The sequence below is a fragment of the Glacieibacterium frigidum genome, assembly GCF_007097155.1.
GTDB classification, from domain to species: domain Bacteria; phylum Pseudomonadota; class Alphaproteobacteria; order Sphingomonadales; family Sphingomonadaceae; genus Glacieibacterium; species Glacieibacterium frigidum.
Genome location: NZ_VJWA01000001.1, coordinates 1,571,005 through 1,592,181, shown reverse-complemented (window position 1 = coordinate 1,592,181; position 21,177 = coordinate 1,571,005). Strand labels below are relative to the sequence as shown.

General features: G+C 68.5%; 24 protein-coding genes. 15 read left to right on the top strand and 9 right to left on the bottom strand.

The window, feature by feature from the left end; translation table 11 throughout:
* Nucleotides 1–2 precede the first annotated feature (2 nt).
* The 7 genes from FMM06_RS07620 (at nt 3) to FMM06_RS07590 (ending at nt 6,309) form a co-directional block, all read left to right on the top strand.
* On the top strand, nt 3–776 hold the full coding sequence (locus FMM06_RS07620) for an enoyl-CoA hydratase-related protein (RefSeq protein ID WP_144236674.1): 774 nt from the start codon (nt 3–5) through the stop codon (nt 774–776).
* Nucleotides 777–815: 39 nt separating this feature from the next.
* The gene (locus FMM06_RS07615) at nt 816–2,792 is read left to right on the top strand and encodes an acetyl/propionyl/methylcrotonyl-CoA carboxylase subunit alpha (protein WP_144236673.1); all 1,977 of its coding nucleotides are present in this window, start codon (nt 816–818) and stop codon (nt 2,790–2,792) included.
* On the top strand, nt 2,789–3,202 hold the full coding sequence (locus FMM06_RS07610) for a hypothetical protein (RefSeq protein ID WP_144236672.1): 414 nt from the start codon (nt 2,789–2,791) through the stop codon (nt 3,200–3,202). Before FMM06_RS07615 ends, FMM06_RS07610 begins: the two co-directional genes overlap by 4 nt.
* Nucleotides 3,199–4,365, top strand: coding sequence for an isovaleryl-CoA dehydrogenase (locus FMM06_RS07605; protein ID WP_144236671.1), 1,167 nt, complete (start codon nt 3,199–3,201; stop codon nt 4,363–4,365). The genes FMM06_RS07610 and FMM06_RS07605 overlap by 4 nt, the downstream gene beginning before the upstream one ends.
* A gap of 74 nt (nt 4,366–4,439) precedes the next feature.
* Nucleotides 4,440–5,009, top strand: a complete 570-nt coding sequence (locus FMM06_RS07600; protein ID WP_144236670.1) for a hemerythrin domain-containing protein — start codon at nt 4,440–4,442, stop codon at nt 5,007–5,009.
* Between the two features lie 54 nt (nt 5,010–5,063).
* On the top strand, nt 5,064–5,936 hold the full coding sequence (locus tag FMM06_RS07595) for a DMT family transporter (RefSeq protein ID WP_144236669.1): 873 nt from the start codon (nt 5,064–5,066) through the stop codon (nt 5,934–5,936).
* A 10-nt stretch (nt 5,937–5,946) separates the two neighbouring features.
* Complete coding sequence (locus FMM06_RS07590) at nt 5,947–6,309, top strand: VOC family protein (RefSeq protein WP_144236668.1); 363 nt, start codon at nt 5,947–5,949, stop codon at nt 6,307–6,309.
* Here FMM06_RS07590 and hisI read toward each other — a convergent pair.
* Nucleotides 6,293–6,664, bottom strand: coding sequence for a phosphoribosyl-AMP cyclohydrolase (hisI, locus tag FMM06_RS07585; protein WP_144236667.1), 372 nt, complete (start codon nt 6,662–6,664; stop codon nt 6,293–6,295). The two genes, FMM06_RS07590 and hisI, sit on opposite strands and share 17 nt — an antisense overlap.
* Before the next feature lie 92 nt (nt 6,665–6,756).
* Here hisI and purF point away from each other — a divergent pair, with 92 nt between their 5' ends.
* Genes purF through FMM06_RS07570 form a run of 3 tightly spaced genes read left to right on the top strand, consistent with a single transcriptional unit; the run spans nt 6,757 to nt 9,243 of the window.
* Nucleotides 6,757–8,214, top strand: coding sequence for an amidophosphoribosyltransferase (purF, locus tag FMM06_RS07580; RefSeq protein WP_144237135.1), 1,458 nt, complete (start codon nt 6,757–6,759; stop codon nt 8,212–8,214).
* 18 nt (nt 8,215–8,232) lie between these two features.
* Nucleotides 8,233–8,940 carry an SDR family NAD(P)-dependent oxidoreductase gene (locus FMM06_RS07575; RefSeq protein ID WP_144236666.1) on the top strand — a complete coding sequence of 236 codons (708 nt, stop codon included), beginning with the start codon at nt 8,233–8,235 and terminating at the stop codon, nt 8,938–8,940.
* A 3-nt stretch (nt 8,941–8,943) separates the two neighbouring features.
* A complete protein-coding gene (locus tag FMM06_RS07570) occupies nt 8,944–9,243 on the top strand; it encodes an alkylphosphonate utilization protein (RefSeq protein WP_144236665.1) in 300 nt (99 codons plus the stop codon).
* Between the two features lie 3 nt (nt 9,244–9,246).
* Here the strand turns inward: FMM06_RS07570 and def are convergent, their stop codons facing one another.
* Nucleotides 9,247–9,792, bottom strand: coding sequence for a peptide deformylase (gene def, locus FMM06_RS07565; RefSeq protein WP_144236664.1), 546 nt, complete (start codon nt 9,790–9,792; stop codon nt 9,247–9,249).
* A gap of 31 nt (nt 9,793–9,823) precedes the next feature.
* Nucleotides 9,824–10,417, bottom strand: a complete 594-nt coding sequence (gene recR / locus FMM06_RS07560) for a recombination mediator RecR (protein ID WP_144236663.1) — start codon at nt 10,415–10,417, stop codon at nt 9,824–9,826.
* Nucleotides 10,418–10,481: 64 nt separating this feature from the next.
* On the opposite strand from recR, the gene FMM06_RS07555 reads away from it, so the two are divergent.
* The 4 genes from FMM06_RS07555 to FMM06_RS16740 all read left to right on the top strand — a co-directional run bounded on the left by FMM06_RS07555 (nt 10,482) and on the right by FMM06_RS16740 (nt 13,495).
* Nucleotides 10,482–11,528: a competence protein CoiA gene (locus FMM06_RS07555; RefSeq protein ID WP_144236662.1), complete on the top strand. Its 1,047-nt coding sequence runs from the start codon at nt 10,482–10,484 to the stop codon at nt 11,526–11,528.
* A gap of 9 nt (nt 11,529–11,537) precedes the next feature.
* Complete coding sequence (gene fmt / locus FMM06_RS07550) at nt 11,538–12,443, top strand: methionyl-tRNA formyltransferase (protein ID WP_144236661.1); 906 nt, start codon at nt 11,538–11,540, stop codon at nt 12,441–12,443.
* Nucleotides 12,440–13,204, top strand: a complete 765-nt coding sequence (truA, locus tag FMM06_RS07545; protein WP_144236660.1) for a tRNA pseudouridine(38-40) synthase TruA — start codon at nt 12,440–12,442, stop codon at nt 13,202–13,204. Before fmt ends, truA begins: the two co-directional genes overlap by 4 nt.
* Nucleotides 13,205–13,342: 138 nt before the next feature.
* Nucleotides 13,343–13,495 (top strand): hypothetical protein, encoded by a 153-nt coding sequence (locus FMM06_RS16740; protein WP_185965084.1) that lies wholly within the window; start codon nt 13,343–13,345, stop codon nt 13,493–13,495.
* On the opposite strand, the gene epsI is transcribed toward FMM06_RS16740, so the two are convergent.
* From epsI to FMM06_RS07515, 6 genes are all read right to left on the bottom strand, one after another.
* Nucleotides 13,492–14,184, bottom strand: a complete 693-nt coding sequence (gene epsI / locus FMM06_RS07540) for an exosortase-associated protein EpsI, V-type (protein ID WP_144236659.1) — start codon at nt 14,182–14,184, stop codon at nt 13,492–13,494. The two genes, FMM06_RS16740 and epsI, sit on opposite strands and share 4 nt — an antisense overlap.
* The gene (gene xrtV, locus FMM06_RS07535) at nt 14,181–15,074 is read right to left on the bottom strand and encodes an exosortase V (protein ID WP_144236658.1); all 894 of its coding nucleotides are present in this window, start codon (nt 15,072–15,074) and stop codon (nt 14,181–14,183) included. Before xrtV ends, epsI begins: the two co-directional genes overlap by 4 nt.
* A 2-nt stretch (nt 15,075–15,076) precedes the next feature.
* A complete protein-coding gene (locus FMM06_RS07530; protein ID WP_144236657.1) occupies nt 15,077–15,976 on the bottom strand; it encodes a protein tyrosine kinase in 900 nt (299 codons plus the stop codon).
* A complete protein-coding gene (locus FMM06_RS07525; RefSeq protein ID WP_144236656.1) occupies nt 15,973–17,364 on the bottom strand; it encodes an exopolysaccharide biosynthesis protein EpsF in 1,392 nt (463 codons plus the stop codon). The genes FMM06_RS07530 and FMM06_RS07525 overlap by 4 nt, the downstream gene beginning before the upstream one ends.
* 96 nt (nt 17,365–17,460) lie before the next feature.
* Nucleotides 17,461–18,234, bottom strand: coding sequence for an SLBB domain-containing protein (locus tag FMM06_RS07520; protein ID WP_144236655.1), 774 nt, complete (start codon nt 18,232–18,234; stop codon nt 17,461–17,463).
* Entirely contained in the window at nt 18,234–19,607 is a 1,374-nt protein-coding gene (locus tag FMM06_RS07515; RefSeq protein WP_144236654.1) for an outer membrane beta-barrel protein, read from the bottom strand. Before FMM06_RS07515 ends, FMM06_RS07520 begins: the two co-directional genes overlap by 1 nt.
* Before the next feature lie 173 nt (nt 19,608–19,780).
* On the opposite strand from FMM06_RS07515, the gene FMM06_RS07510 reads away from it, so the two are divergent.
* Nucleotides 19,781–21,175: an AAA family ATPase gene (locus FMM06_RS07510; protein ID WP_144236653.1), complete on the top strand. Its 1,395-nt coding sequence runs from the start codon at nt 19,781–19,783 to the stop codon at nt 21,173–21,175.
* The last annotated feature ends 2 nt before the right edge of the window (nt 21,176–21,177 follow it).

The following is a 21,177-nucleotide window of genomic DNA, read 5'->3' as shown; positions in this document are numbered from 1 at the left end:
GCATGGCCCTCGACATCTCGACCGACGCCTCGGCCACGCGCCGTATCGCGCTGAACCGCCCCGACAAGCACAACGCCTTCGACGCCGCGACGATCGCCGAGCTGACCGCCGCCTTCGACGACGCGAGCGGCGACCCGGCGGTGCGCGCCGTCGTGCTGACCGGCAATGGCCCGAGCTTCTGCGCCGGTGCCGACGCGACATGGATGCGCGCCTCCGCCAACCTGTCGCAGGCCGAAAACCACGCCGACGCGCTACGCCTGTCGGACATGCTCGCCGCCATCGATAGCTGCGCCAAGCCCGTGATCGCGGTCGCGCACGGCTTCGTGTTCGGCGGCGGCGTCGGGCTGATCGCCTGCGCCGACCTTGTCATCGCGCGGCCGAACGTCAAATTCCGCCTGTCGGAGGTCCGCCTCGGCCTGATCCCCGCAACGATCGGCCCGTTCGTGCTCGCCAAGATCGGCGCGAGCGCGGCGCGGCGCTGGTTCCTGACCGCCGAGGATTTCGGCGCCGAGGCAGCGGTCACCATGGGTCTCGCGCATGTCCAGACCGACGAGCCCGAGGCGCATATCGCCGCATGGCTCGACGCACTGCACCTGGGCGCCCCGGACGGCATCGCCGATGCCAAGCGGCTGATCGCTGATTTGTCCGGACAACCCATCACCCCCGCCTTGCGCGCCGACACCGCCACGCGCATCGCCGCCCGCCGCGCGTCCGACGAGGGCCGCGAGGGGCTGGCGGCATTCATCGAGAAGCGCAGACCCGGCTGGGCCGACTGACCCTAGCCTTCGCGGCCCAAGCGGGGCATGAAGCGCGCCATGAAGAAACTGCTCATCGCCAATCGCGGGGAGATCGCGCGGCGGATCATTCGCACCGCCGATCGGATGGGGATCGCCACCGTCGCGGTCTATTCGGATGCCGACCGGCAAGCGCCGCACGTCCGTGAAGCGACGCAGGCCGTCCATATCGGTGCGGCGCCGGCGCGCGAGTCCTATCTCGATCCAGCCAAGCTGCTCGACGCGGCGCGGCGCACGGGGGCGGACGCGATCCACCCCGGCTATGGCTTCCTGTCGGAGAATGCCGACTTCGCGCGCGCTGTCCGGTTGGCTGAACTGACCTGGGTCGGGCCGCCGGTCGCCGCCATGGAAATCATGGGGTTGAAGGACTCGGCGAAGGCAGCGATGAAGAAGGCGGGCGTGCCGATCACGCCGGGTTATCAGGGCAACGACCAAAGCCTCGTGCGGCTCGAGCGTGCCGCTGCGCAGATCGGCTTTCCGCTGCTGATCAAAGCGGTGGCGGGCGGTGGCGGCAAGGGCATGCGCTCGGTCGCCGATGCCGCGTCGTTCGCCGAGAACCTGCTCAGCTGCCAGCGTGAAGGTGCGCAGTCGTTCGGCAATGACGGCGTCATGCTCGAGAAGCTGATCGCCCGGCCGCGCCATGTCGAGGTGCAGGTCTTCGCCGATCGCGCGGGCAACGTCGTGCACCTGTTCGAGCGCGACTGCTCGCTGCAGCGCCGCCACCAGAAGGTCATCGAGGAGGCACCTGCCCCGGGCTTGAGCGACCGGCTGCGTCACACGCTCGGCATCGCCGCCGTCGCCGCTGCGACCGCGATCCGCTACGAGGGTGCGGGCACGATCGAGTTTATCCTCGACCTCGACAATGTCGACAAGCACGGCGACCCGGCGTTCTATTTCATGGAGATGAACACGCGTCTTCAGGTCGAACATCCGGTGACCGAGGCGATCACCGGCTTCGACCTCGTCGAGTGGCAGCTGCGCATCGCTCGCGGCGAGATGCTGCCCGCGAACCAGGAGGCGATTGCCGCGACCGGCTATGCGGTCGAGGCGCGGCTGTATGCCGAGGATGCCGAGGGCGGCTTTCTGCCGTCGACGGGCACGCTGACCCGCCTGCGCTTCCCCACCCTGCCCGGCGTGCGCATCGACAGCGGAGTCGAGACCGGCAGCGAGATCACCGTCAACTACGATCCGATGATCGCCAAGGTGATCGGCTGCGGCGCGACCCGCGAGGAGGCGATCGACCGGCTGATTGCGGGGCTCGACGGCTGCGTCGTCGAGGGCGTCAAGTCGAACCGGGCGTTCCTCGCGCGCCTCGTCGGCCATCCGGCGTTCCGCGCCGGCGCGGTCGATACCGGCTTCATCGCGCGTCATGCCGAGGCACTGGTGCCCGCGACCGACGTCGACGACGACATGGTGACGATCGCGGCGCTGGCGCTGACCACGCCCACTGCCGCGCGGGCGCCGGCAACGATGTTCGAACGCTTCGGCGGCTTTCGGGTGAACCTGAGCGCCGAGCGTGGTCTCGATCTGTTCGTCGGCGAGACACACCACGCGCTGATGCTGTCCGCCGAGGGTGCGCAGACGCGCGTTGCGGGGCTCGGCGAGGCGCGGGTCGCGGGCGGGCGCTGGATCAACGACCTGACCTTCGAAGCCGATCTCGACGGGCGGCTGGTCCGTGCGGCGGTGCTGATCGCCGGGACGAGCATCGAGGTCCGTCTCGACGGCAAGGTCGCACAGCTGTCGACGCGTCCGCCCGCCGCCGACGCCAAGGGGCTGGCCAGCGACGCGCGCATCACCGCGCCGATGCCCGGCCGCGTCCTCGCGCTCGATGTCGCGGTCGGTGCCAGCGTCGCGGTCGGCGACCGTCTGCTCGTGCTCGAGGCGATGAAGATGGAGCACCGCCTCGTCGCGCGGGTCGCGGGCACCATCGCCGCGGTGCACGTCGCCGAGGGCGACCAGGTCGCCGACGGGACCTTGCTGGTCGAGATCGACGCATGACGACGCGGCGCGGTGTCCTGACCGCCGGCGCCGCGCTGCTGCCGATGTCGGCCGCCGCCGCGACGGCTGTGGCACCGGCGCGGATCTTCGAATGGACCTTCCTCAAGTCGATCGGCGAAGACCCGACCAGCCTTGCGAAGTTCATCCGCGCCAACTGGTTCGCGATGGATGCGAAGTCCGTGCAGCGCGGGCTGATGACCGGCTATGCCCTGCACGTCGCCGCCGATCCGGGCGACTGGAACGTGGTGGTCATCGTGGGCTACCCCGACCGCCGCGGCTATGCCGGCATCGCGCCTGTGTTCGAGGAAATCCGCCGCGCCCACGTCACCGTCGACGGCCCGCTGTCGAAGCACGGGCGGATCGTCGCAAGCCGCAAACTTCTGCCCGATGGCGAGGAAGCCCTTACATGACCCTGAGTTCGTTGAAGTTCGATCATGGCGAGACGATCGAGATGCTGCGCGACAGCGTCCGCGCCTTCGCCGCCGCCGAGATCGCACCGCGCGCCGCCGACATCGACCGCAACAATGAATTCCCACGCGACCTGTGGGCCAAGATCGGCGACCTGGGCCTGCACGGCATCACCGTGCCCGAGGCCGACGGCGGCGCGGGCCTCGGCTATCTTGCGCACGTTATCGCGGTCGAAGAAATCAGCCGTGCCTCGGCCAGCGTCGGGCTTGCCTGGGGCGCGCATTCGAACCTGTGCATCAACCAGATCGCGCGCTGGGGTACCGCGGCGCAGAAGGCGAAGTACCTGCCCGGGCTGATCAGCGGCGAACATGTCGGCAGCCTCGCGATGTCCGAAAGCGGCGCGGGCTCCGACGTCGTGTCGATGAAACTGCGTGCCGACCGCCGCGGCAACGACGCCTTCGTCCTGAACGGATCGAAGTTCTGGATCACCAACGGGCCGCACGCCGAGACGCTGGTGGTGTACGGGAAGACCGACCCCGCGGCGGGACCAAAGGGCATCACCGCCTTCCTGATCGAGCGCGGCATGAAGGGCTTCTCGACCGCGCCCAAGCTCGACAAGCTTGGCATGCGCGGCTCCGACACCTGCGAACTGGTGTTCGAGGATTGCGAAGTGCCCGCCGACAACGTGCTCGGCGAGGTCGGGCGCGGCGTGCAGGTGCTGATGTCGGGGCTCGATTACGAGCGCGTCGTGCTGGCGGGCGGCCCGCTCGGCATCATGCAGGCGTGCCTCGACGTCGTCGTCCCCTACGTCCACGAGCGCACCCAGTTCGGCCAGCCGATCGGCGAGTTCCAGCTGATGCAGGGGAAGCTTGCGGACATGTACGTCGCGCTGTCGACCGCCAAGGCGTACGTCTATGCCGTCGCTCAGGCGTGCGACCGTGGCGAGACGGCGCGCAAGGATGCCGCGGGCTGCATCCTCTATGCCGCCGAGAAGGCTACGTGGATGGCGCTCGAGGCAATCCAGGCACTTGGCGGCAACGGTTACATCAACGACTATCCGACCGGCCGACTGTTGCGCGACGCCAAGCTGTACGAGATCGGCGCCGGAACGTCCGAAATCCGCCGTTTCCTGATCGGCCGCGAGATGTTTACCGAGACCGCGTGAGAGTGCTTCGCAACAGGAACCGCTGACGCTTCCACCCGCTGTGCCCGGCATCATCCACATGCCGGAGCAACACCATGGCTACCCAGTATAAAGTCCCGTCGAACGACAATAGCGGCATCCTGATTGCCGGCGCCGCTGGCTTCGGCCTCGGCCTGCTCGCCAGCGTCGGGCGCAAGGCAGCGGTGCAGGCCGTTACCTACGCCGCTGGCGACTGGTTCGAAGGTCTGAAGGCCGAGCACAAGATGGCGATGGGCATCATCGAGCTGATGGAGGCCACCACCACCGAGGACGTCAAGAAGCGCGCGACGCTGCTGCTTCAGCTGCAGCATGCGCTCGGCAAGCACGCTATCCAGGAGGAGGACGTGATCTATTGCGCGCTTCGTGCCCTGGGCGACGCCGCATCGGCCGACGAGCTGGGCCATGAGCATAATGCCGAGGTCAAGCAAGGCCTTTACGATCTCGAGCAGATCGACAAGTCGTCGCCGTCATGGCTGGCGCGCGTCGCCGAGCTGAAGGCCGACATCGAGGCGCACGTGCGCAAGGAAGAGGACGAGGTCTTCCCGGCGCTGCGTGCCAAGCTGAGCGATGAAGAGAACCGCAAGCTGACCAACCGCATGAACCGCGAAGGCTTCAAGGTCGCGTAACGAACCTCCCTGCAAGGGGTAGCGGGCGCGCGCACGACGGGCTAATCGCCCGGCGTGTCGCGCGCCCTTCCCTATTTGCAGGCTGCCGGCGGTGTCGCCGCGCTCTGTGCGCTCGACGCGGCGGTCAAGCATTTGACGCTCGGCCATGCGCTGTTGCTCGTCGTTTTTGGGCGGTACGCGACGGGCACGGTCTTCGCTCTCGCGGTCTGGCAATGGCAGGGGCGCCCGCCCTTCACGCGCGAGATGCTGGTCCCGCATCTGGTTCGCGGCGTGCTGATCGCGCTGACCGCAACCCTGTTCTTCTACGCGATCCACCGCCTGCCGCTGGCCGAGGCGATCACATTGTCGTTCACCGCGCCGCTGATGATCCCGCCGCTGGCGCAGTTGTTCATCGGCGAGAAGATGCGGGGGCCCGTACTTGGCGCCGCGGCGCTCGGCTTTGTCGGCGTCATGGTGACCGTGCAGGGGGCCCCGTCGTTCTCTGGTGAGCGCCTGCCCGCGCTCGCGGCGATCCTTGCGGCGTCGCTCACCTATGCGCTGTCGGCAATCGCGATGCGTTCGCGCGCCGCGCTCGACGGCGCGACGCGGCTGACGCTAAGCGGATCGCTCATCCCGCTCGCCCTGCTCGCGCCGTTCGCCGTCGGCGAACCGTTTCCGGCGGTGGAGAGCTGGGGGTGGTTCGCCGCTGCCGGGTTGTTCGGCAATCTCGGCATCCAGTTGCTGGCGCGGGCCTATGCCGAGGTCGAGGTGCAGGTGCTCGGCGTCCTCGAGTTCACCGCGCTGTTCTGGGCCGCTTTGTTCGGCTGGCTGCTCTTCGACGAGGGCGTGCGGCCGCAGGTCTGGCTCGGCGCGGCGATCATCGCGAGTGCCTGCCTCCTTGCCGCGCGCAGCTCGCGCAAGGTGGACGGCATCGTCCCGGTCGCCTAGCCTGCCGGGCATGGCAAAGGTAACCGGCATCGGCGGCACGTTCTTCAAGGTGGCGGACCCCGCCGCGACGCGGGCGTGGTACGCCGAGCATCTGGGCATGGCGGTCGACGAGTTCGGCTGCACCTTCACCGTCTCGGCGGCGCAGGCGATCTGGAGCCCGTTCAAGGCGACCACCGACTATTTCGGCCCGGGCGACCAGCCCTTCATGCTCAACCTGACCGTCGACGATCTCGACGCGCTGCTCGTCGACCTTCGCGCCAAGGGCGTCGAGCTGGTCGGCGAACCGCTCGACGAGAGCTATGGCAAGTTCGCGTGGATCCGCGACTGCGACGGCTACAAAGTCGAGCTGTGGGAAGCTAAGGGCGCGTTCTGACCAGCGCCCCGTCGGCCTCGACGACACGGTAGAAGCACGTCGGGGCGCCCGTGTGGCACGCCGGGCCTGCCGGTTCGACGCGCAGCACCACGGCGTCCTGGTCGCAGTCGATCGTCACTTCGCGCACCCGCTGGACGTTCCCCGACGTGCCGCCCTTGTGCCAGACCTCCTGCCGGCTGCGCGACCAGTAATGCGCCTCCCCCGTCGCCAGCGTCGCCGCCAGTGCGGCCGGGTCCATGTGCGCGACCATCAGCACCGCACCCGACGCGGCGTCGACCGCAACCGCCTGGATCAGGCCGCGCTCGTCCCATTTCGGGTCGAGACGCGTGGCGGTCTCGCGCGCGCTATCGCTCATGTGACACTTCCGCTGCATATCGGGGGCGACAACCGGCCCCGCCCCCCCTATATGCCCGCTCAAGCCGCTGCGCGAGGAGTCCCATGGACGCCATGCTGACCACCGATCCCTGGGAACAAGACCATCTGCACGAGGAGTGCGGGGTCATCGGCGTCTACGGCGCCGAAGGGGCGGCGGCGCTGACCGCGCTGGGGCTGCACGCGCTCCAGCATCGCGGGCAGGAGGCGGCGGGCATCACCACCTTCGACGGCAGCGATTTCCACACCCACCGCGCGATGGGTCATGTCGCCGGCAACTTCGATTCGGACGAGGTGATCCGCCAGCTGAAGGGCAAGATCGCCATCGGCCACAACCGCTATGCCACGACCGGCGAGACCGCGCTGCGCAACGTCCAGCCTCTGTACGCCGAACTGTCGTCGGGCGGCTTCGCGATTGCGCACAACGGCAATATCTCGAACGCGGTCAAACTGCGCCGCGAGCTGGTGCGCCGCGGCTCGATCTTTCAGTCGACGAGCGATACCGAGGTGATCATCCACCTCGTCGCCACCAGCACCTATCGCACCCTGCTCGACCGGTTCATCGACGCGCTGAAGCAGGTCGAGGGCGCCTACTCGCTGCTCTGCCTGACCGGCGAGGGCATGATCGCCTGCCGCGATCCGCTCGGCGTGCGGCCGCTGGTCCTTGGCCGCCTCGGCGATTCGTACATTCTCGCGTCGGAGACCGTGGCGCTCGACGTCGTCGGCGCGACTTTCCTGCGCGCCGTCGAGCCCGGCGAGCTGATTGTCATCACCGCGCGCGGCCTGCGCTCGCTGCGTCCGTTCGGCATCGTCCGCCCGCGTCCGTGCATCTTCGAGCACGTCTATTTCAGCCGCCCCGATTCGGTCGTCGACGGGTCGAGCGTCTATCAGGTCCGCAAGCGCATCGGTGCCGAGCTGGCACGCGAGGCCCCGGCCGACGTCGACATGATCGTGCCGGTACCCGATTCGGGCGTGCCGGCAGCGATCGGCTATGCGCAGGAGAGCGGCCTGCCGTTCGAACTCGGCATCATCCGCTCGCACTATGTCGGGCGGACTTTCATCCAGCCCGGCGACCAGATCCGCAACCTCGGCGTCAAGCTCAAGCACAATGCCAATCGCGCGATGATCGACGGCAAGCGCATCGTGCTGATCGACGATTCGATCGTGCGCGGCACGACCAGCCTGAAGATCGTCCAGATGATGCGCGATGCCGGCGCCGCCGAGGTGCACATGCGCATCGCGTCGCCGCCGACGCGCCACAGCTGCTACTACGGTGTCGATACGCCGGCGCGGTCGAAGCTGCTCGCGGCGAACATGGATGTCGAGCGGATGCGCGAGTACATCAAGGTCGACAGCCTGGCATTCGTCTCGACCGATGGCCTGTACCGCGCCGTCGGCGAGGAAATCCGCCTCGACGACGCCCCGCAATATTGCGACGCCTGCTTCACCGGCGACTACCCGACCCGCCTGACCGACCAGGAGGACCTCGAGGTGCCCGACCAGCTGTCGATGCTGTCGGAGCGGATGATCTAACCCCCTCCCCTTGGAATAATGATGGACCTGAACGGCAAACTCGCCCTCGTCACCGGGGCAAGCCGCGGCATTGGCGCGGCAACGGCCGAAGCTTTGGCGGCCGCGGGCGCGCATGTCGTGCTGACCGCGCGCACCGAGGCCGCGCTGATCGAGGTCGAGGACCGGATACACGCGAGCGGCGGCAAGGCGACGATCGCGCCGCTCGACCTGCGCGACTTCGACGCCATCGACCGGCTGGCGGCGGCGCTCGCGGCGCGCTGGGGCAAGCTCGATATCCTGGTCATCAACGCCGCGACGCTCGGCAGCCTGACGCCGGTGCCGCACATCGACCTGAAGGAATGGGATCAGGTCGTCGCGCTCAACATGACCGCCGGGATGCGCTTGATGCGCGCCTTCGACCCGCTGCTGCGCGCCAGCGACGCGGGGCGGCTGCTTACCCTGACCTCGACCGTCGCAACCGCGCCGCGCGCCTATTGGGGGCCCTATGCGGCGACCAAGGCGGCGCTCGATACGCTGGTCCTGACCTACGGCGAGGAGGTCGCAGGTGTCAGCAACGTGCGGGTCGCCATCCTAAACCCCCGTGCCACCGCCACCGCCATGCGCGCGCGCGCCTTCCCGGGCGAGGATGCGGCGACGCTCAAGTCGCCGGCCGTGGTCGCCGAGGCGATCGTCGCATCGCTAGCCGCCGATTTCGCCAGCGGTGCACGCATCGATCTGCAAGGCTGAGCCATGTCGGACGACGACTATGTCTACGATGAGGAAAGCGGCGAGTGGCTGTCCGGGACGGCGATCGCGGCGCGCCGGCAGGCCAGCGAAGTCGTCGTTCGCGATTCGGCGGGCGCTGTCCTTGCCGACGGCGATCAGGTCACGTTGATCAAGGACTTGACCGTCAAGGGCGCCGGTCAGACGCTCAAGCGCGGCACGGTCATCAAGTCGATCCGCTTGACCGGGGATACGCAGGAAATCGATTGCCGGTTCGAGGGCATCTCGGGCCTTGTCCTGCGTGCCGAGTTCGTCCGCAAACGCTAGCGATCAGGCGGCGCGCTTCTGCGCCTTCACAAGCTTCTTGACGATCATGTCGCGCTTCAGCTTCGACAGATGGTCGTAGAACAGCACGCCGTCGAGGTGATCCATCTCGTGCTGGAAACAGGTCGCCATCAGCCCGTCGAGCTCGGCCTCCTGGCTTGCCCCGTCGAGGTCGAGCCACTTGACGCGCACGCGCGCCGGGCGGTCGACATCGCCGTAGAGCTCGGGGACCGACAGGCAGCCCTCGTTGTAGCTGCTGACATCGTCCGATTCCCACAGGATCTCGGGGTTGATGAAGACCCGCGGCTCGCGCAGCACGGGCGGCTCCTCGCCTTCGGCTGCAGCCTCGGTGTCGGGACGCTGCAGGTCGATGACCAGGATGCGCTCGGGCACGCCGACCTGGATCGCCGCGAGGCCGATGCCGGGGGCGGCGTACATCGTCTCGAACATGTCGGCGACGAGCGCGCGCGTGCTGTCGCTAACCCCCTCGACGGGCTTGGAGATCGTCCGCAGGTACGGGTCGGGTGCTTCGATGATGCCGCGAATTGCCATGGACGTCAGATAGTGCGGCGCGGCCGATGACTCAAGTAACCGGTCTCCGCGCGCGCAGCGCCTGCGCCAGCGTGCCCTCGTCTAGATAATCCATCTCACCGCCCACCGGCATGCCGTGCGCGAGCTGCATCACCTGTACCCCCTGCCCCGCCAGCCGGTCGGCGACATAGTGCATCGTCGTCTGCCCCTCCAGCGTCGCGTTCATCGCCAACACGACCTCGTCGATGCCGCCTTCCGCAACGCGGCCGAGCAGCGCGTCGATGCTCAATTTGTCGGGCCCCACCCCGTCGAGCGCCGACAGCCGCCCGCCGAGGACATGGTAGCGCCCGGGGAACAGCCGCGACCGGTCGAGCGCCCAGAGGTCGGCGACCTCCTCCACTACGCATAGGGTCGACACGTCGCGGCGCGGGTCGGTGCAAATGCCGCACGGGTTGCGCGTATCGACGTTGCCGCAGATCTCGCACGTCGCCAGCCCCGCCGCGACCGCCTGCAGCGCCGCGACGAGCGGCACCAGCGCAGTCTCGCGGCGCTTGAGCAGGTGCAGCACCGCACGCCGCGCCGAGCGCGGCCCCAGGCCGGGAAGCCGCGCCAGCGCCTGCGTCAGGGCATCGATTTCGGAAGACATGGGCAGAGATATGGCCGTCGGCGCGGCTTGCGGCAACCGGGGCAGCGCGGCACGATAGGCGGCGATGCCGCTCCGCTGCCTCGACGATACCGGTGCCGACGTCCACGCCTTTGCTGTCCCGCCCGATGCCTGGACGGCGCTTGCCGCCGACAACCGCGCGCGGCGGCATCTCGGCATGCCGTGCTGCGGCGCGCGCGTTAGCCTGAAGCGCTCGGCGCTCGGCCTGCAGTTCTTCGCGCATGTCGGCCGCGGCGGCTGCACGACGGGCGACGAAAGCCCCGAGCACCTGGCGCTCAAGCAGATCGCCGTCGACGCCGCCCGCGCGCACGGCTGGCACGCCGAGACCGAGGTCGCCGCCGATGATGGCACCTGGCGCGCCGATGTATTGGCAACGCGCGGCCGCGCACGCGTCGCGGTCGAGGTGCAATGGTCGCCGCAGGACGATGCCGAGACGCTGCGGCGCCAGGCGCAATACGCAGCCGCGGGCGTGCGCGGGCTGTGGCTTTTCCGCCAGCGACGCTTTCCGGTCAGCGCCGACCTGCCGGCGGTACGAGTTGCGGGCAGCGTGGCGAAGGGCTTCACAGCCCTCGATCTACCAATCGTCGAGGTCCTTGCCGCGGCTTTTGATCGACGACTCAAGTTCGGCATTCCGGCCGGGTCGACCGCGCGTGTTCGAGCCTTTGGCGCTGTACTTGAATGCTGGGATCGAGATTGCGAAGCCCTGACCCGCGTTGTGACGGGATTCGATATCGTCCTCGGCGACAACTGCTGCAGCTTCTCGCTCGAAGACCTCACATCCGAGCCCGAATTACGCGAAGTGCTGTTGTCCGCACTGCCGGAGGATCCGCAACGCGGCAGACTGAAGCGCCGCTTCAGCAGTGCCTCCGAGGCGAGCTATCTGAGCAACGGCTGCGTCCGTTGCGATCGCATCCTCGGTGCATTCTTTGTGAATGCCGCCCGCGCTGATTCTTCCCAGATCAGAGGTTTCGACATTTCCATCACGCCGGGGATCGCCGCGACAATTGTCAGTCGCGGTGAGTTCGACCCAGTCTGGACAGTCGTTGCTGCGCATCCGGCCTCGCGCGTTGCGCCGCCGCGCGCGCTCGTCTAGCCCCGGGCCATGCGCCTCGCTTTCATGGGAACGCCGCCCTTCGCGGTGCCGGTACTCGACGCGCTCGTCGCGGCGGGGCACGACGTCGTGGCCGTCTACACCCAGCCGCCGCGCCCGGCGCAGCGCGGCAAGGCGGTGCAGGAATCGGCAGTCCATCTGCGCGCAGAGGCACTGGGACTAGCCGTTCGCACCCCGGTCAATTTCCGCGAGCCCGCCGACCGCGAGGATTTCGCCGCGCTCGGCCTCGATGCGGTGGTCGTTGCCGCCTATGGGCTGATCCTGCCGCAGGCGATCCTCGATGCGCCGGTGCGCGGGTGCCTCAACGTCCATGCCTCGCTGTTGCCGCGCTGGCGCGGGGCCGCGCCGATCCAGCGGGCGATCCTCGCGGGCGACGCGGAAACCGGTGTCACGATCATGCAGATGGAGCGTGGCCTCGACACCGGCCCGATGTGGCGCGCCGCGGTGACACCGGTGTCCGGCAAGTCGGCGGGCGTGCTCACTGGCGAGCTCGGCGGGATGGGCGCGGCACTGATGGTCGACGTGCTGCGCGATCTCGACGCGCTGACCGCGGTGCCGCAACCCGACGAGGGCGTCACCTATGCCCACAAGATCGACAAGGCCGAGGCGCGCCTCGACTGGACGCGCACCGCCACCGACCTCGAACGCGCAGTGCGCGCCTTCGACCCGGCGCCGGGGGCGTGGTTCGAGGCGCACGGCGAGCGCGTCAAGCTGCTCGCCGCCGAGGTCGTCGCGGGCAATGCCGTGCCGGGCACGGTCCTCGACGACCGGCTGACCATCGCCTGTGGCACGGGGGCCCTTCGCCCTATTCGCGTCCAGCGCGCCGGCAAGCCCGCGATGGCGGTGCGCGACCTGCTCAACGGCTGGCCGATCCTCACGGGGACGCAATTGGCGTGACGCGCTTCCGGCTGACGATCGAATATGACGGCCGGCCCTTCGTCGGCTGGCAGCGGCAGGCGCGCGGCGACAGCGTGCAGGGCGCGATCGAGGCGGCGCTGCTCGCGGTCACCGGCGAGACCGCGGCAGTCCACGGCGCCGGTCGGACCGACGCGGGCGTGCATGCGGCGGCGATGGTCGCCCACGTCGACATCGCGCGCGACATCGCGCCCGTGCGCCTGATGGCGGCGATCAACGCGCTCGTCCGCCCTGCCCCGGTTGCGGTGACGGCCTGCACGGTCGCGGCGTCCGATTTCCACGCGCGCTTCGACTGTATCGAGCGCCGCTACCGCTACCTGATCGTCAACCGCCGCGCGCCGCTGACGGTCGACCGCGGGCTTGCCTGGCACGTCGCCTCACCGCTCGACGCCGCCGCGATGCACGACGCCGCGCAGCATCTCGTCGGGCGGCACGACTTCACGACCTTCCGCAGCGTCCACTGCCAAGCGAGCAGCCCGGTGCGGACGCTCGACCGGCTGAGTGTCGAGCGCAGCGGCGACCGCATCGTCGTGGCCGCCGCCGCGCGCTCGTTCCTGCATCATCAGGTGCGGTCGATGGTCGGCTGCCTGAAGCTCGTCGGCGCGGGCAAGTGGAGCAGCGACGACCTGGCGGCCGCCCTCGCGGCGCGCGACCGTAACGCATTGGGTTTCAACGCTCCACCCGATGGGCTGACCTTCGTCGCCGCGCGCTACGACCTGTCGGAAGATCTTACAACTTCGTGACAGCGCGGCTGCAGCAATCATTAAAAATCAACAACTTGCGCGGCGCAAAATGTTTGGCACGGCATTTGCTTAACATTTGATGGGTCGATCGAAGGCGTCGCGCGGGGCGGCGGCATCGTCCGCATCCGGAGAACGGCCTTGCGCGGATCGACCCGCCCTCCCCTGCCACGTGGCGCCCTGATCTGGCTGCTCGGACTGGCGTTCGGCATCGTCGCGGGCGCGACGTCGCTCTACCTGATCGCCGGCCCGCCGGTCGCGCAGGCCGCGATTGCCGCAAATCCCGAAGGTTAGCGAAGACGCCCGCTGATCGTCGTGCCGACGAGGACGGCGCGGTCCGCGGGCGCAACGGCGGTCAGCATTGCCGAGGCGAAGCCGCGAAGTGCCGCGAAGGTCGCTTCGTCGGGCTCGGCGACGGTCGACATGCGCACCAGAATGCCGTCGGGGATGATCCCCTCGAACTGCTGCTCGAGTTTCGAGACGCGCTGCTCGCGCCCCGACGTCGGCAGCGAGTCACCGATCCGCGTCCAGTAGATGATCGGCTCGATACGCCGCTCGGCGGTCGCGGTCAGCTCGCGGACCGGCACCTTGGCGCGGCCGCCGACATCGATGGCGTCGACGCGCGAACTGCTGATCTGAAACCCGACCGCCGCATAGCAGGTCTCCGGCCGGTGCAGCTGCAGCGCGTCGTTCTGGATGCTGCCGTACGCCATCACCAGCATCACCGGCAGCGCGGTCGGCGATTCATACAGACGGGTCACCGTCTGGTTGTACAGCTTGTCGGCGAGCGAGCCCTCGGTCTTCGGCAGCACGAACAGGTCGGACGGAACCGCCTGCCAGCTGCCGATCGTCTTCGGGATCATCGATTCAAGCTCGCGCCCGGCGGGCAGCAGCACGACGTTCTTGCGCGGCGTCAGCGCCGCCGCAGCGCCCGCCGCGACCAGCAGGCCACCGCCGAACAGGACGTCGCGACGTGCGATCATGTCATGGCCTCGTCGCCGGGTCGCGCCAGCCAGTTGCGGACCGGCGTCAGCAGCGCATCGACCAGGAACAGGAAGAGCAGTGCCGAGGTGAAGGTCACCATGCCGGCGAATTCGTGCAAGAAGCCCTGCGCCACCGCGTCGCCGTAATAATAGGTCAGCAGCACGAGCATCGTGACGCGTACGCAGTTCGCCAGGATCGCGATCGGGATCACCAGCGCGAGCAGCAGCATGGCATAGCGCCAGTTGGTGTTGCGTAGGATGTAGACGTAGAACAGCCCGATCGCGGCGAGGCTGATCAGCGAGTTCAGGCCCGCGCACGCATCCTCGACGAGCAGCTGGTACTGCGCGACATAGATCGTCACGCCGACCCGGGCGATCGGATAGCCGGCCAGCGACAGGCCGCCGGTGACGAACTCAGACACGAACAGCTTGAGCGGCGCAGTGACCTGATCGAGCACCCAGCCCGGCAGCGGAATGACGAAGCCGAGATAGAAGATCGGGAACCACATCAGGCGCAGCACCTTCGGCCCGACATAGGCATAGGCGACCGCCAGCAGCGCGAGCAGCAGCGCGCCGATTTCGACGCTGATGAAGTCATACGCGCGGCCGAAGATGTAGAGCAGGATTGCCGGGACCAGGACGCCGAGCGCCAGCGGCAGGCTGCCGGGCTCCGCCAGCGCGCGGATCTGCGGCATGCGGCGGATGACCAGCCAGATCCCCGTGGCCACGACGAGCGGACCATGGACGCCCGATTCCTCGGACCAGGGGCCGGCGCCGAGCGACAGGATCGACGGGATGATGACGCCCGCGAGACCGAGCAGCAGCACCCAGTGCCGCGCCGCGACCTGTGGCCAGCGAACCGCCGGTGGCGAAGATGCGAGCGTCGCCATGGTCAGAACTCGCTCAGAACCGATCCGATGATCGCGCAGCGTGCCGCCTTCAGCTGGTCGGCAAGCGTCGCGACATCGCTGACGAAGGTCGCGTTGCGGCGCGCGACGATCATGCAGTGCCCGACTGCCGCAGCGACGGTGAGCGCGTCGGCGCTGGTGTTCGCCGGCGGGGTGTCGAACAGCGCGATGTCGTATTCGCGCAGCAGCATGTTCATGCCGTCGCGGAAGCGCGTGCTCGACAGCAACTCCTGCGGACGCTGCACCGGCGGACCGGCGGTCATCACCGACAGGTTGGGCAGCACATTGGCGTGGACGACACGCTCAGGGCGCGCCGCAGCCAGCGTCAGATAGCTCGACAGGCCCGGCGCGCCGGGATCGATACCGAAGATCTGGTCGATGCGCGGGCTGCGCATGTTGGCGTCGACGAGCAGCGTCTTGGTACCGATCTGCGACAGAGCGGCGGCGAGGTTCGCGGTCAGATAGCTGCAGCCCGCACCTTCGACCGGCGCGATCATGGTGAGCGCGCGGCGGCCGGGCTTGATGTGCTGCGCGATGACCTGGGTCCGCAACAGGCGGATCGCCTCGGCCTTGACGCCCTGCGGGTCGCTGATGACGATCAGCTCGTCCGACACGTCGCGCCGGTCGCCCGACTGCAGCGCGAGGCTGTTGATCAGCTGCTCACGCGCCCTGTCGAGCTCGTCGGGACCGATGAAGCCGAGCTCGATCGCTGCCTGGTCGAAGTCGAGGCCACGCTCGGCCTGGTGCTCGGCGACGCGTGCGACTTCCTCGTCGGTCAGCAGGCCGAGACGCTGGAGAGCGTCGCGGATCGGCGCATCGGCGTCGAGGGTGCCGTCGTCGACGCGCGTGGCATCGGCGGTCGTGTTGAGATCGGGGCCGCTCATTGTGCGGGCACCATGCCGACGTCGCTGTTCCGCGACAACCGGCGTCTAAACCACTCGCGTATGGGTGACGGGCGATTGCCCGCGATCACCGCCAGCACCGGCACGCGCGCCGCGGCTGCAAGATCCTCACTGCCGCGCACGCGACGGCCGAGAAGCTCGACACCGATCGCGAGGATGAGCCCGAGGACTAGGCCCCCCGCCACCGCCATCGTGGCGATCAGCGGCATGTTGGGGAAGGACGGCGTGCCCGTGCCGACCGGATCGCCGAGCGGCACCAGGCCGGTCTCGTTGACGTCGGCCTCGAGCTTCAGGTCGGCGGTGCGCGCCGCCGCCTTCTCGTACTGCGACCGGCGCAGCTCGACTTCGCGCTGGAGCGCACCGAGCTGGTCGAGCTTGTCCTTCATGCCCAGCACCAGCGCCTTCTGCGCGCGATACTCGGCATCGAGCTCGGCGATCGAGCGACGCGACGCTGCGGCACCGCCGCCGCCGCTCGAGCGCGCCGCGGCGGTCTCGGTCGCCAGCTGGCGCTGCAGCAGCTGCCGGCGCTGAACCAGCGCCTGATAGGTCGGATGCGACGTGCCGAGCCGCTCGCCCGCCTGCTGGAGCTGGTCCTCAGCGGTGGCGAGCTGCATCTTGAGGTTGGAGACCATGCCCGAGGTATCGGCGGTCTGCAATGCGCTGACCTCCTGCTGGCCCGCCGCACCACGTGCGGTCAGCAGCGCCGCCTGCAGGCCCTGCAGCTTGGTGGTCTCGGCATCGACGCCGCCGGCACCCATGACGAGGCCGTTGGCGCGCTCGAAGTTCGACTTTGCGGTCTCGGCAGCGACCAGTGCCAGCTGCGCCTTGTCGGCCTGCTGACGATACCAGTCGGCGGTACGGCCCGCGGAATCGGTCCGGAAACGCAGCGACGCATCGATATAGGCGTCGCGGATCATCCCGACGACGCTGCGCGCCACCTCGGGGTTCGGCGCCTCGTAGCTGATCTCGAGGATGTTGCTGCCCTCGACCAGGTTGGCGTCGGTGTGCTTGATGATGCGCTCGGCGAGCCAGCGGCGGATGTCGATGGCGCCGCCGGTCTCGTCCTGCCACATCGCGATGACGCTCGGCTTTGTCGCGTCGCCGCGCCGGTCGACCACGTCGCCCGCGACGCGATAGTCCTGGATCAGCTCGATCTGCGTCCTGGTGTAGCCGCGGACGAACTGCGTCGCGATGACCGCACCGGTGACGGGGTCGGGCTTGATGACGTCGAGCATGACGCGGGTCTTGGCGGGGTAGCGCTCGGGCAGGCGCGACGCCACTGCGAGCGCCAGCACCGTGCAGCCCACCAGCGTCCCCAGGATGATCCACCGTCGGGCCATCAGGATCCGCAGGAACTGGATGAAACTCATCGCTTCACGTCTCCGGTGCCGCCCCGCAGGGCCAGTCGTTCAGGAACAGCGCGCATACACGGCAAGCGGGGCGTCGTCACCCCGCCCGTAACATTATCAGAACAGGCGTTCTTTCACGACGATAACGTCATTCTTTTGAATGGGTTGATCGAGATCGACCTCATCCTTCTCCTTCGCGCCGGCACGGTAGAGACCGACCTTGCGGTCCGATCCCGAGGCGGTCACGCCACCGGCGATCGCAATCGCCTGCCGCACCGACATCCCCGGCAGCACCGGGAAGGTCCCCGGGCGGTTGATCTGGCCATAGACGTAGAACATGTCGGCATCGGGAACGTACAGCGTGTCGCCCGGCGCGAGGACGGGGTCCTTGTCGGCGCTGCCGCGAACCAGTGCCTCGGTCTCGAGACGCTGCTCCTTGCCGTCGGCGCGGCGCAGATAGACGTAGTTCGCGCCCGCATCCTTGACCCAGCCGGCCTTCAGCAGGACCTCGAGCACGCGGTAGGTGCGGTCGAGCGGGTAGACGCCCGGCTGCGTGATCTTGCCCGCGACGTTGACGGTGCGGCTGACGTAGGTGCCGATCTCGACGTTGACGACGGGCGCCTTGAAGAACCCGCCCGCGACGAACTTCTTCTCGATCGTCGAGGCGAGGCTGAGCACCGTCTCGCCGGCCGCTTCGACCTTGCCGATCAGCGGCACGACGATCGACCCGTCGGCCTTGATGCGCTGCGTCGTGCCGGCGTCGGGCTGGCCATAGACCGACACCACGATCGCATCGTCGACACCCAGCACATAGCCGCGCGTCGTCTGCGCCGCGGCGGGCGACGTCGCCACCGCAAACAACGCAGCGATGAATAGCATCAGACGGCGCATCAACCTCTCCCGAAATTCACCCGCAGCGTCAACGCCGCGGAGGTGCTTGCATAATCATAGATCGACGGATTCGAATTACGCCGCTGGTGCGCGAGTTCGAAGTCCACGTTGAACAGGCGTCGCGGCGCGTAGGTCACCCGGCCGTATACGCGGCCGATGTCGTCACGGACGCGCGGCTGGATCTCTTCAGGCGACGAGAACGGGTTGCGATAGCGCCGGACGTCGAAGGTTGCACCGATCCCCGCAGTGATCGACGGCCCGACCCGGTAGCCGAGATCGACGCCGAAATTGTCCCGCACGGTGAACAGCGCACCGACGTTCGACGATTCGCTGATGTCGCGCGCGGCCGACACGTCGATGGTCAGGCGCGCGCCGGGCCGATAGGCAAGGCCGAAGATATAGCCGGCGCCGCTGAAATTCTCGCGACGCTGGGGCTGCAGGATGAAGCCCTGGGTGGGCGAGATGACCTGCAGGAACACGTCTCGCGGCTTGGACTTGGCGACGAAGTAGGAGCCACCGATGTTGACGGTCAGCCGCGGCCCGATGGAGCGCCGATAGCTGAGATTGCCCGAATAGATGCCGACGCCATCGTCCGACGTAATCGGCGCGAAGAAGGTCCCGCCGATGATCTGCGAGCGGCTGGGATATTTGACGTCGGAATAGCTGCCGCCCAGGCTGAAGGTGCCCAGCAGCGGCCGCGAATAGCTGACGTTACCGCCGATCGTGTTCGACCTGGAATCGAAGAACTCGCGCGCCAGGTCCTTGTTGTCCTGCTTGTTGTGCGAGGCGCTGAGGCCGAAGCCGATGCCGACCGGGCGCTGGCAGTTCGCGCTCGCGGAGAAATTGGTCGTCTCGACCAGATTGCTGATGCCGATCGTCGCTTCCGAGTTGAGCTGCTGCCGGCTGCGGAAATAGCCCGCGAGATTGCCCTTGCAGAAGCTGCCGGCCTGCGCGTTGATCCCGCCGGCGATGCCGTAGCGGTCGCGGTTGAGATCGGTATTGCGGACGTAGAAGTCGCGCCCGTACTCGCCCTCGACGTAAAGCTGCTGCCGGCCGACCGACATCACGTTCGACACCTTGACCGACGGCGAGATGCGGAAATCCGCGAGCTCGTCGTCGTCGTCGCGCAGGCCTTCGCCGAGCCGGCGGATATCGCCGTCGTACGTCGTCTGCAGCTGGGCACTGATGCTCAGGCCCCGCAGCAGGATCCCGCCGACGCCGCCGAGTACCGAGCCGATCCCGTCGGTCGCCGGTGCTGCGGTGTTGATGATCGGATCGTCGTCGCCCGCAGCACGTTGTGCGACCGCCGGAGCCGTCAGCCCGCAGGCGAGCAGCATTGTCGCGACGCGCACGTATGCTTTGGTTTTCGTCACGCCCGCTCCCGCCCTGTACGCCAACACTGCCAGCCCCTGCCGCCTAGCATGGCGTGCAGCGCTGCGGCAACCGGCAACCCCGCCGGGGCTTTATTGTGGCGTTCGCCGTGTCTTTTGGGTTATCGCCGTGGCAAGAGGCCGACGAAGCCCCGTAGGCACTAGGGAATCGATGCATGAGCTGGAAGTTTTGGTCACGTGGCGACCGGCAGGAAGCCGACACCGCGACCGACGATGGTGAGGTGGCGACGCGCCCCTCCCCCGCTTTCTCGACGATCGATGCCCGCCTGCGCCAGCGCCCCGCCTTCCTCGATACGCTGTGGCGCGGTCCGGTCGAAACCGACGACAGCCCCGAGTTGCCGCGCTTCTCCGCCACCGCCTCGGACGACGTCGCGAGCACCGGCGACGATCCAAACCTGGCGCGCAAGCGGCTGGCGCTGCGCGATGCACTCGGTGCCTCGCAGCCGGTGATCGCGCGTGAGCGTTTCGCCGGTCGCCACGATGCACTGGCGCAGCTGATCGCCGCGATCGAGCAGCAGCGCGTCCATGTCGTCGTCTACGGCGAGCGCGGTATCGGCAAGACCAGCCTGGTCCACGTCTTCGCCGACACGGCCCGCGAGGCGCGCTACCTCGTCGTCTACGGCAGCTGCGGGACGGAGGCGCGCTTCGACACGATGTTCCGCGCCTTCGCGTCGAAGATCCCGATGCTCTACCACCGCGACGTGCTGCCGACGGCGATCGACAACGACGCGCACGCGACCTTCGACAGCCTGCTGCCCGAGAGCGAGTTCGGCCCGCGCGAGGTCAGCGACCTGTTCGCCGATGTCGTCGGCACGCGCGTCGTGCTGATCCTCGACGAGTACGACCGCGTCCTCGATCCGGCGTTCCGCCGCGACGTCGCCGAGCTGATCAAGAACCTGTCCGACCGGGCGGCGCGCGTCCAGCTCGTGCTGACCGGCGTCGCGCAGAACCTCGACGAGCTCGTCGGCTACGCGCCGTCGATCCGGCGTAACATCGTCGGCCTGCCGATGCGGCCGCTGACCGCCGGCGAGGTCAAGTCGATCCTCGCGCTCGGCGAGGGTGCGGCGGGCATTTCCTACTCCGGCGAGGCGGTCGAGATGATCGCGACGATGGCGGGCGGATCGCCCTATCTCGTTCGCCTGCTCGGCCACCGCGCCGGCACCGCGGCGCTCGACGAGCACCGGGTCAGCGTCGACGAGAGCCATGGCCGCGTCGCGGTCGAGAAGGTGCTGACCGACTGGAACGCCTCGCTGCCCCGCCGCATCCAGGCGATCTTGGCGCGCGACGATGCCCGGGCGCAGTGGCCGCTGCTCGTCGCCGCGGCGCGCGCCGGCAGCAGCGCCGACGGCTGGTTCACCGTCGACGACGTCTATACCGAGGTCGGGGCTAACATTCCGCCCGTCACGATCGAGCGCGACCTGCGCCACTTCGCGCATGCGCACGAGCTGCTCGAGGTGCAGGACGGGGCCGAGACGCGCTTCCGCTACCGCTACCCGGGCGTGTCGTCGCTGCTGCTGATGTCGGCGGCGATGGCGAAGCTTGCGGCCTGAGG

What these genes read in the sequence shown, in the direction of transcription:
- FMM06_RS07620 (WP_144236674.1), top strand. Translation starts at nt 3, where the DNA reads ATGGCCCTCGACATCTCGACCGACGCCTCGGCCACGCGCCGTATCGCG.
- FMM06_RS07615 (WP_144236673.1), top strand. Translation starts at nt 816, where the DNA reads ATGAAGAAACTGCTCATCGCCAATCGCGGGGAGATCGCGCGGCGGATC.
- FMM06_RS07610 (WP_144236672.1), top strand. Translation starts at nt 2,789, where the DNA reads ATGACGACGCGGCGCGGTGTCCTGACCGCCGGCGCCGCGCTGCTGCCG.
- FMM06_RS07605 (WP_144236671.1), top strand. Translation starts at nt 3,199, where the DNA reads ATGACCCTGAGTTCGTTGAAGTTCGATCATGGCGAGACGATCGAGATG.
- FMM06_RS07600 (WP_144236670.1), top strand. Translation starts at nt 4,440, where the DNA reads ATGGCTACCCAGTATAAAGTCCCGTCGAACGACAATAGCGGCATCCTG.
- FMM06_RS07590 (WP_144236668.1), top strand. Translation starts at nt 5,947, where the DNA reads ATGGCAAAGGTAACCGGCATCGGCGGCACGTTCTTCAAGGTGGCGGAC.
- hisI (WP_144236667.1), bottom strand. Translation starts at nt 6,664, where the DNA reads ATGAGCGATAGCGCGCGCGAGACCGCCACGCGTCTCGACCCGAAATGG.
- purF (WP_144237135.1), top strand. Translation starts at nt 6,757, where the DNA reads ATGCTGACCACCGATCCCTGGGAACAAGACCATCTGCACGAGGAGTGC.
- FMM06_RS07575 (WP_144236666.1), top strand. Translation starts at nt 8,233, where the DNA reads ATGATGGACCTGAACGGCAAACTCGCCCTCGTCACCGGGGCAAGCCGC.
- FMM06_RS07570 (WP_144236665.1), top strand. Translation starts at nt 8,944, where the DNA reads ATGTCGGACGACGACTATGTCTACGATGAGGAAAGCGGCGAGTGGCTG.
- def (WP_144236664.1), bottom strand. Translation starts at nt 9,792, where the DNA reads ATGGCAATTCGCGGCATCATCGAAGCACCCGACCCGTACCTGCGGACG.
- recR (WP_144236663.1), bottom strand. Translation starts at nt 10,417, where the DNA reads ATGTCTTCCGAAATCGATGCCCTGACGCAGGCGCTGGCGCGGCTTCCC.
- FMM06_RS07555 (WP_144236662.1), top strand. Translation starts at nt 10,482, where the DNA reads ATGCCGCTCCGCTGCCTCGACGATACCGGTGCCGACGTCCACGCCTTT.
- fmt (WP_144236661.1), top strand. Translation starts at nt 11,538, where the DNA reads ATGCGCCTCGCTTTCATGGGAACGCCGCCCTTCGCGGTGCCGGTACTC.
- epsI (WP_144236659.1), bottom strand. Translation starts at nt 14,184, where the DNA reads ATGATCGCACGTCGCGACGTCCTGTTCGGCGGTGGCCTGCTGGTCGCG.
- xrtV (WP_144236658.1), bottom strand. Translation starts at nt 15,074, where the DNA reads ATGGCGACGCTCGCATCTTCGCCACCGGCGGTTCGCTGGCCACAGGTC.
- FMM06_RS07530 (WP_144236657.1), bottom strand. Translation starts at nt 15,976, where the DNA reads ATGAGCGGCCCCGATCTCAACACGACCGCCGATGCCACGCGCGTCGAC.
- FMM06_RS07525 (WP_144236656.1), bottom strand. Translation starts at nt 17,364, where the DNA reads ATGAGTTTCATCCAGTTCCTGCGGATCCTGATGGCCCGACGGTGGATC.
- FMM06_RS07520 (WP_144236655.1), bottom strand. Translation starts at nt 18,234, where the DNA reads ATGCGCCGTCTGATGCTATTCATCGCTGCGTTGTTTGCGGTGGCGACG.
- FMM06_RS07510 (WP_144236653.1), top strand. Translation starts at nt 19,781, where the DNA reads ATGAGCTGGAAGTTTTGGTCACGTGGCGACCGGCAGGAAGCCGACACC.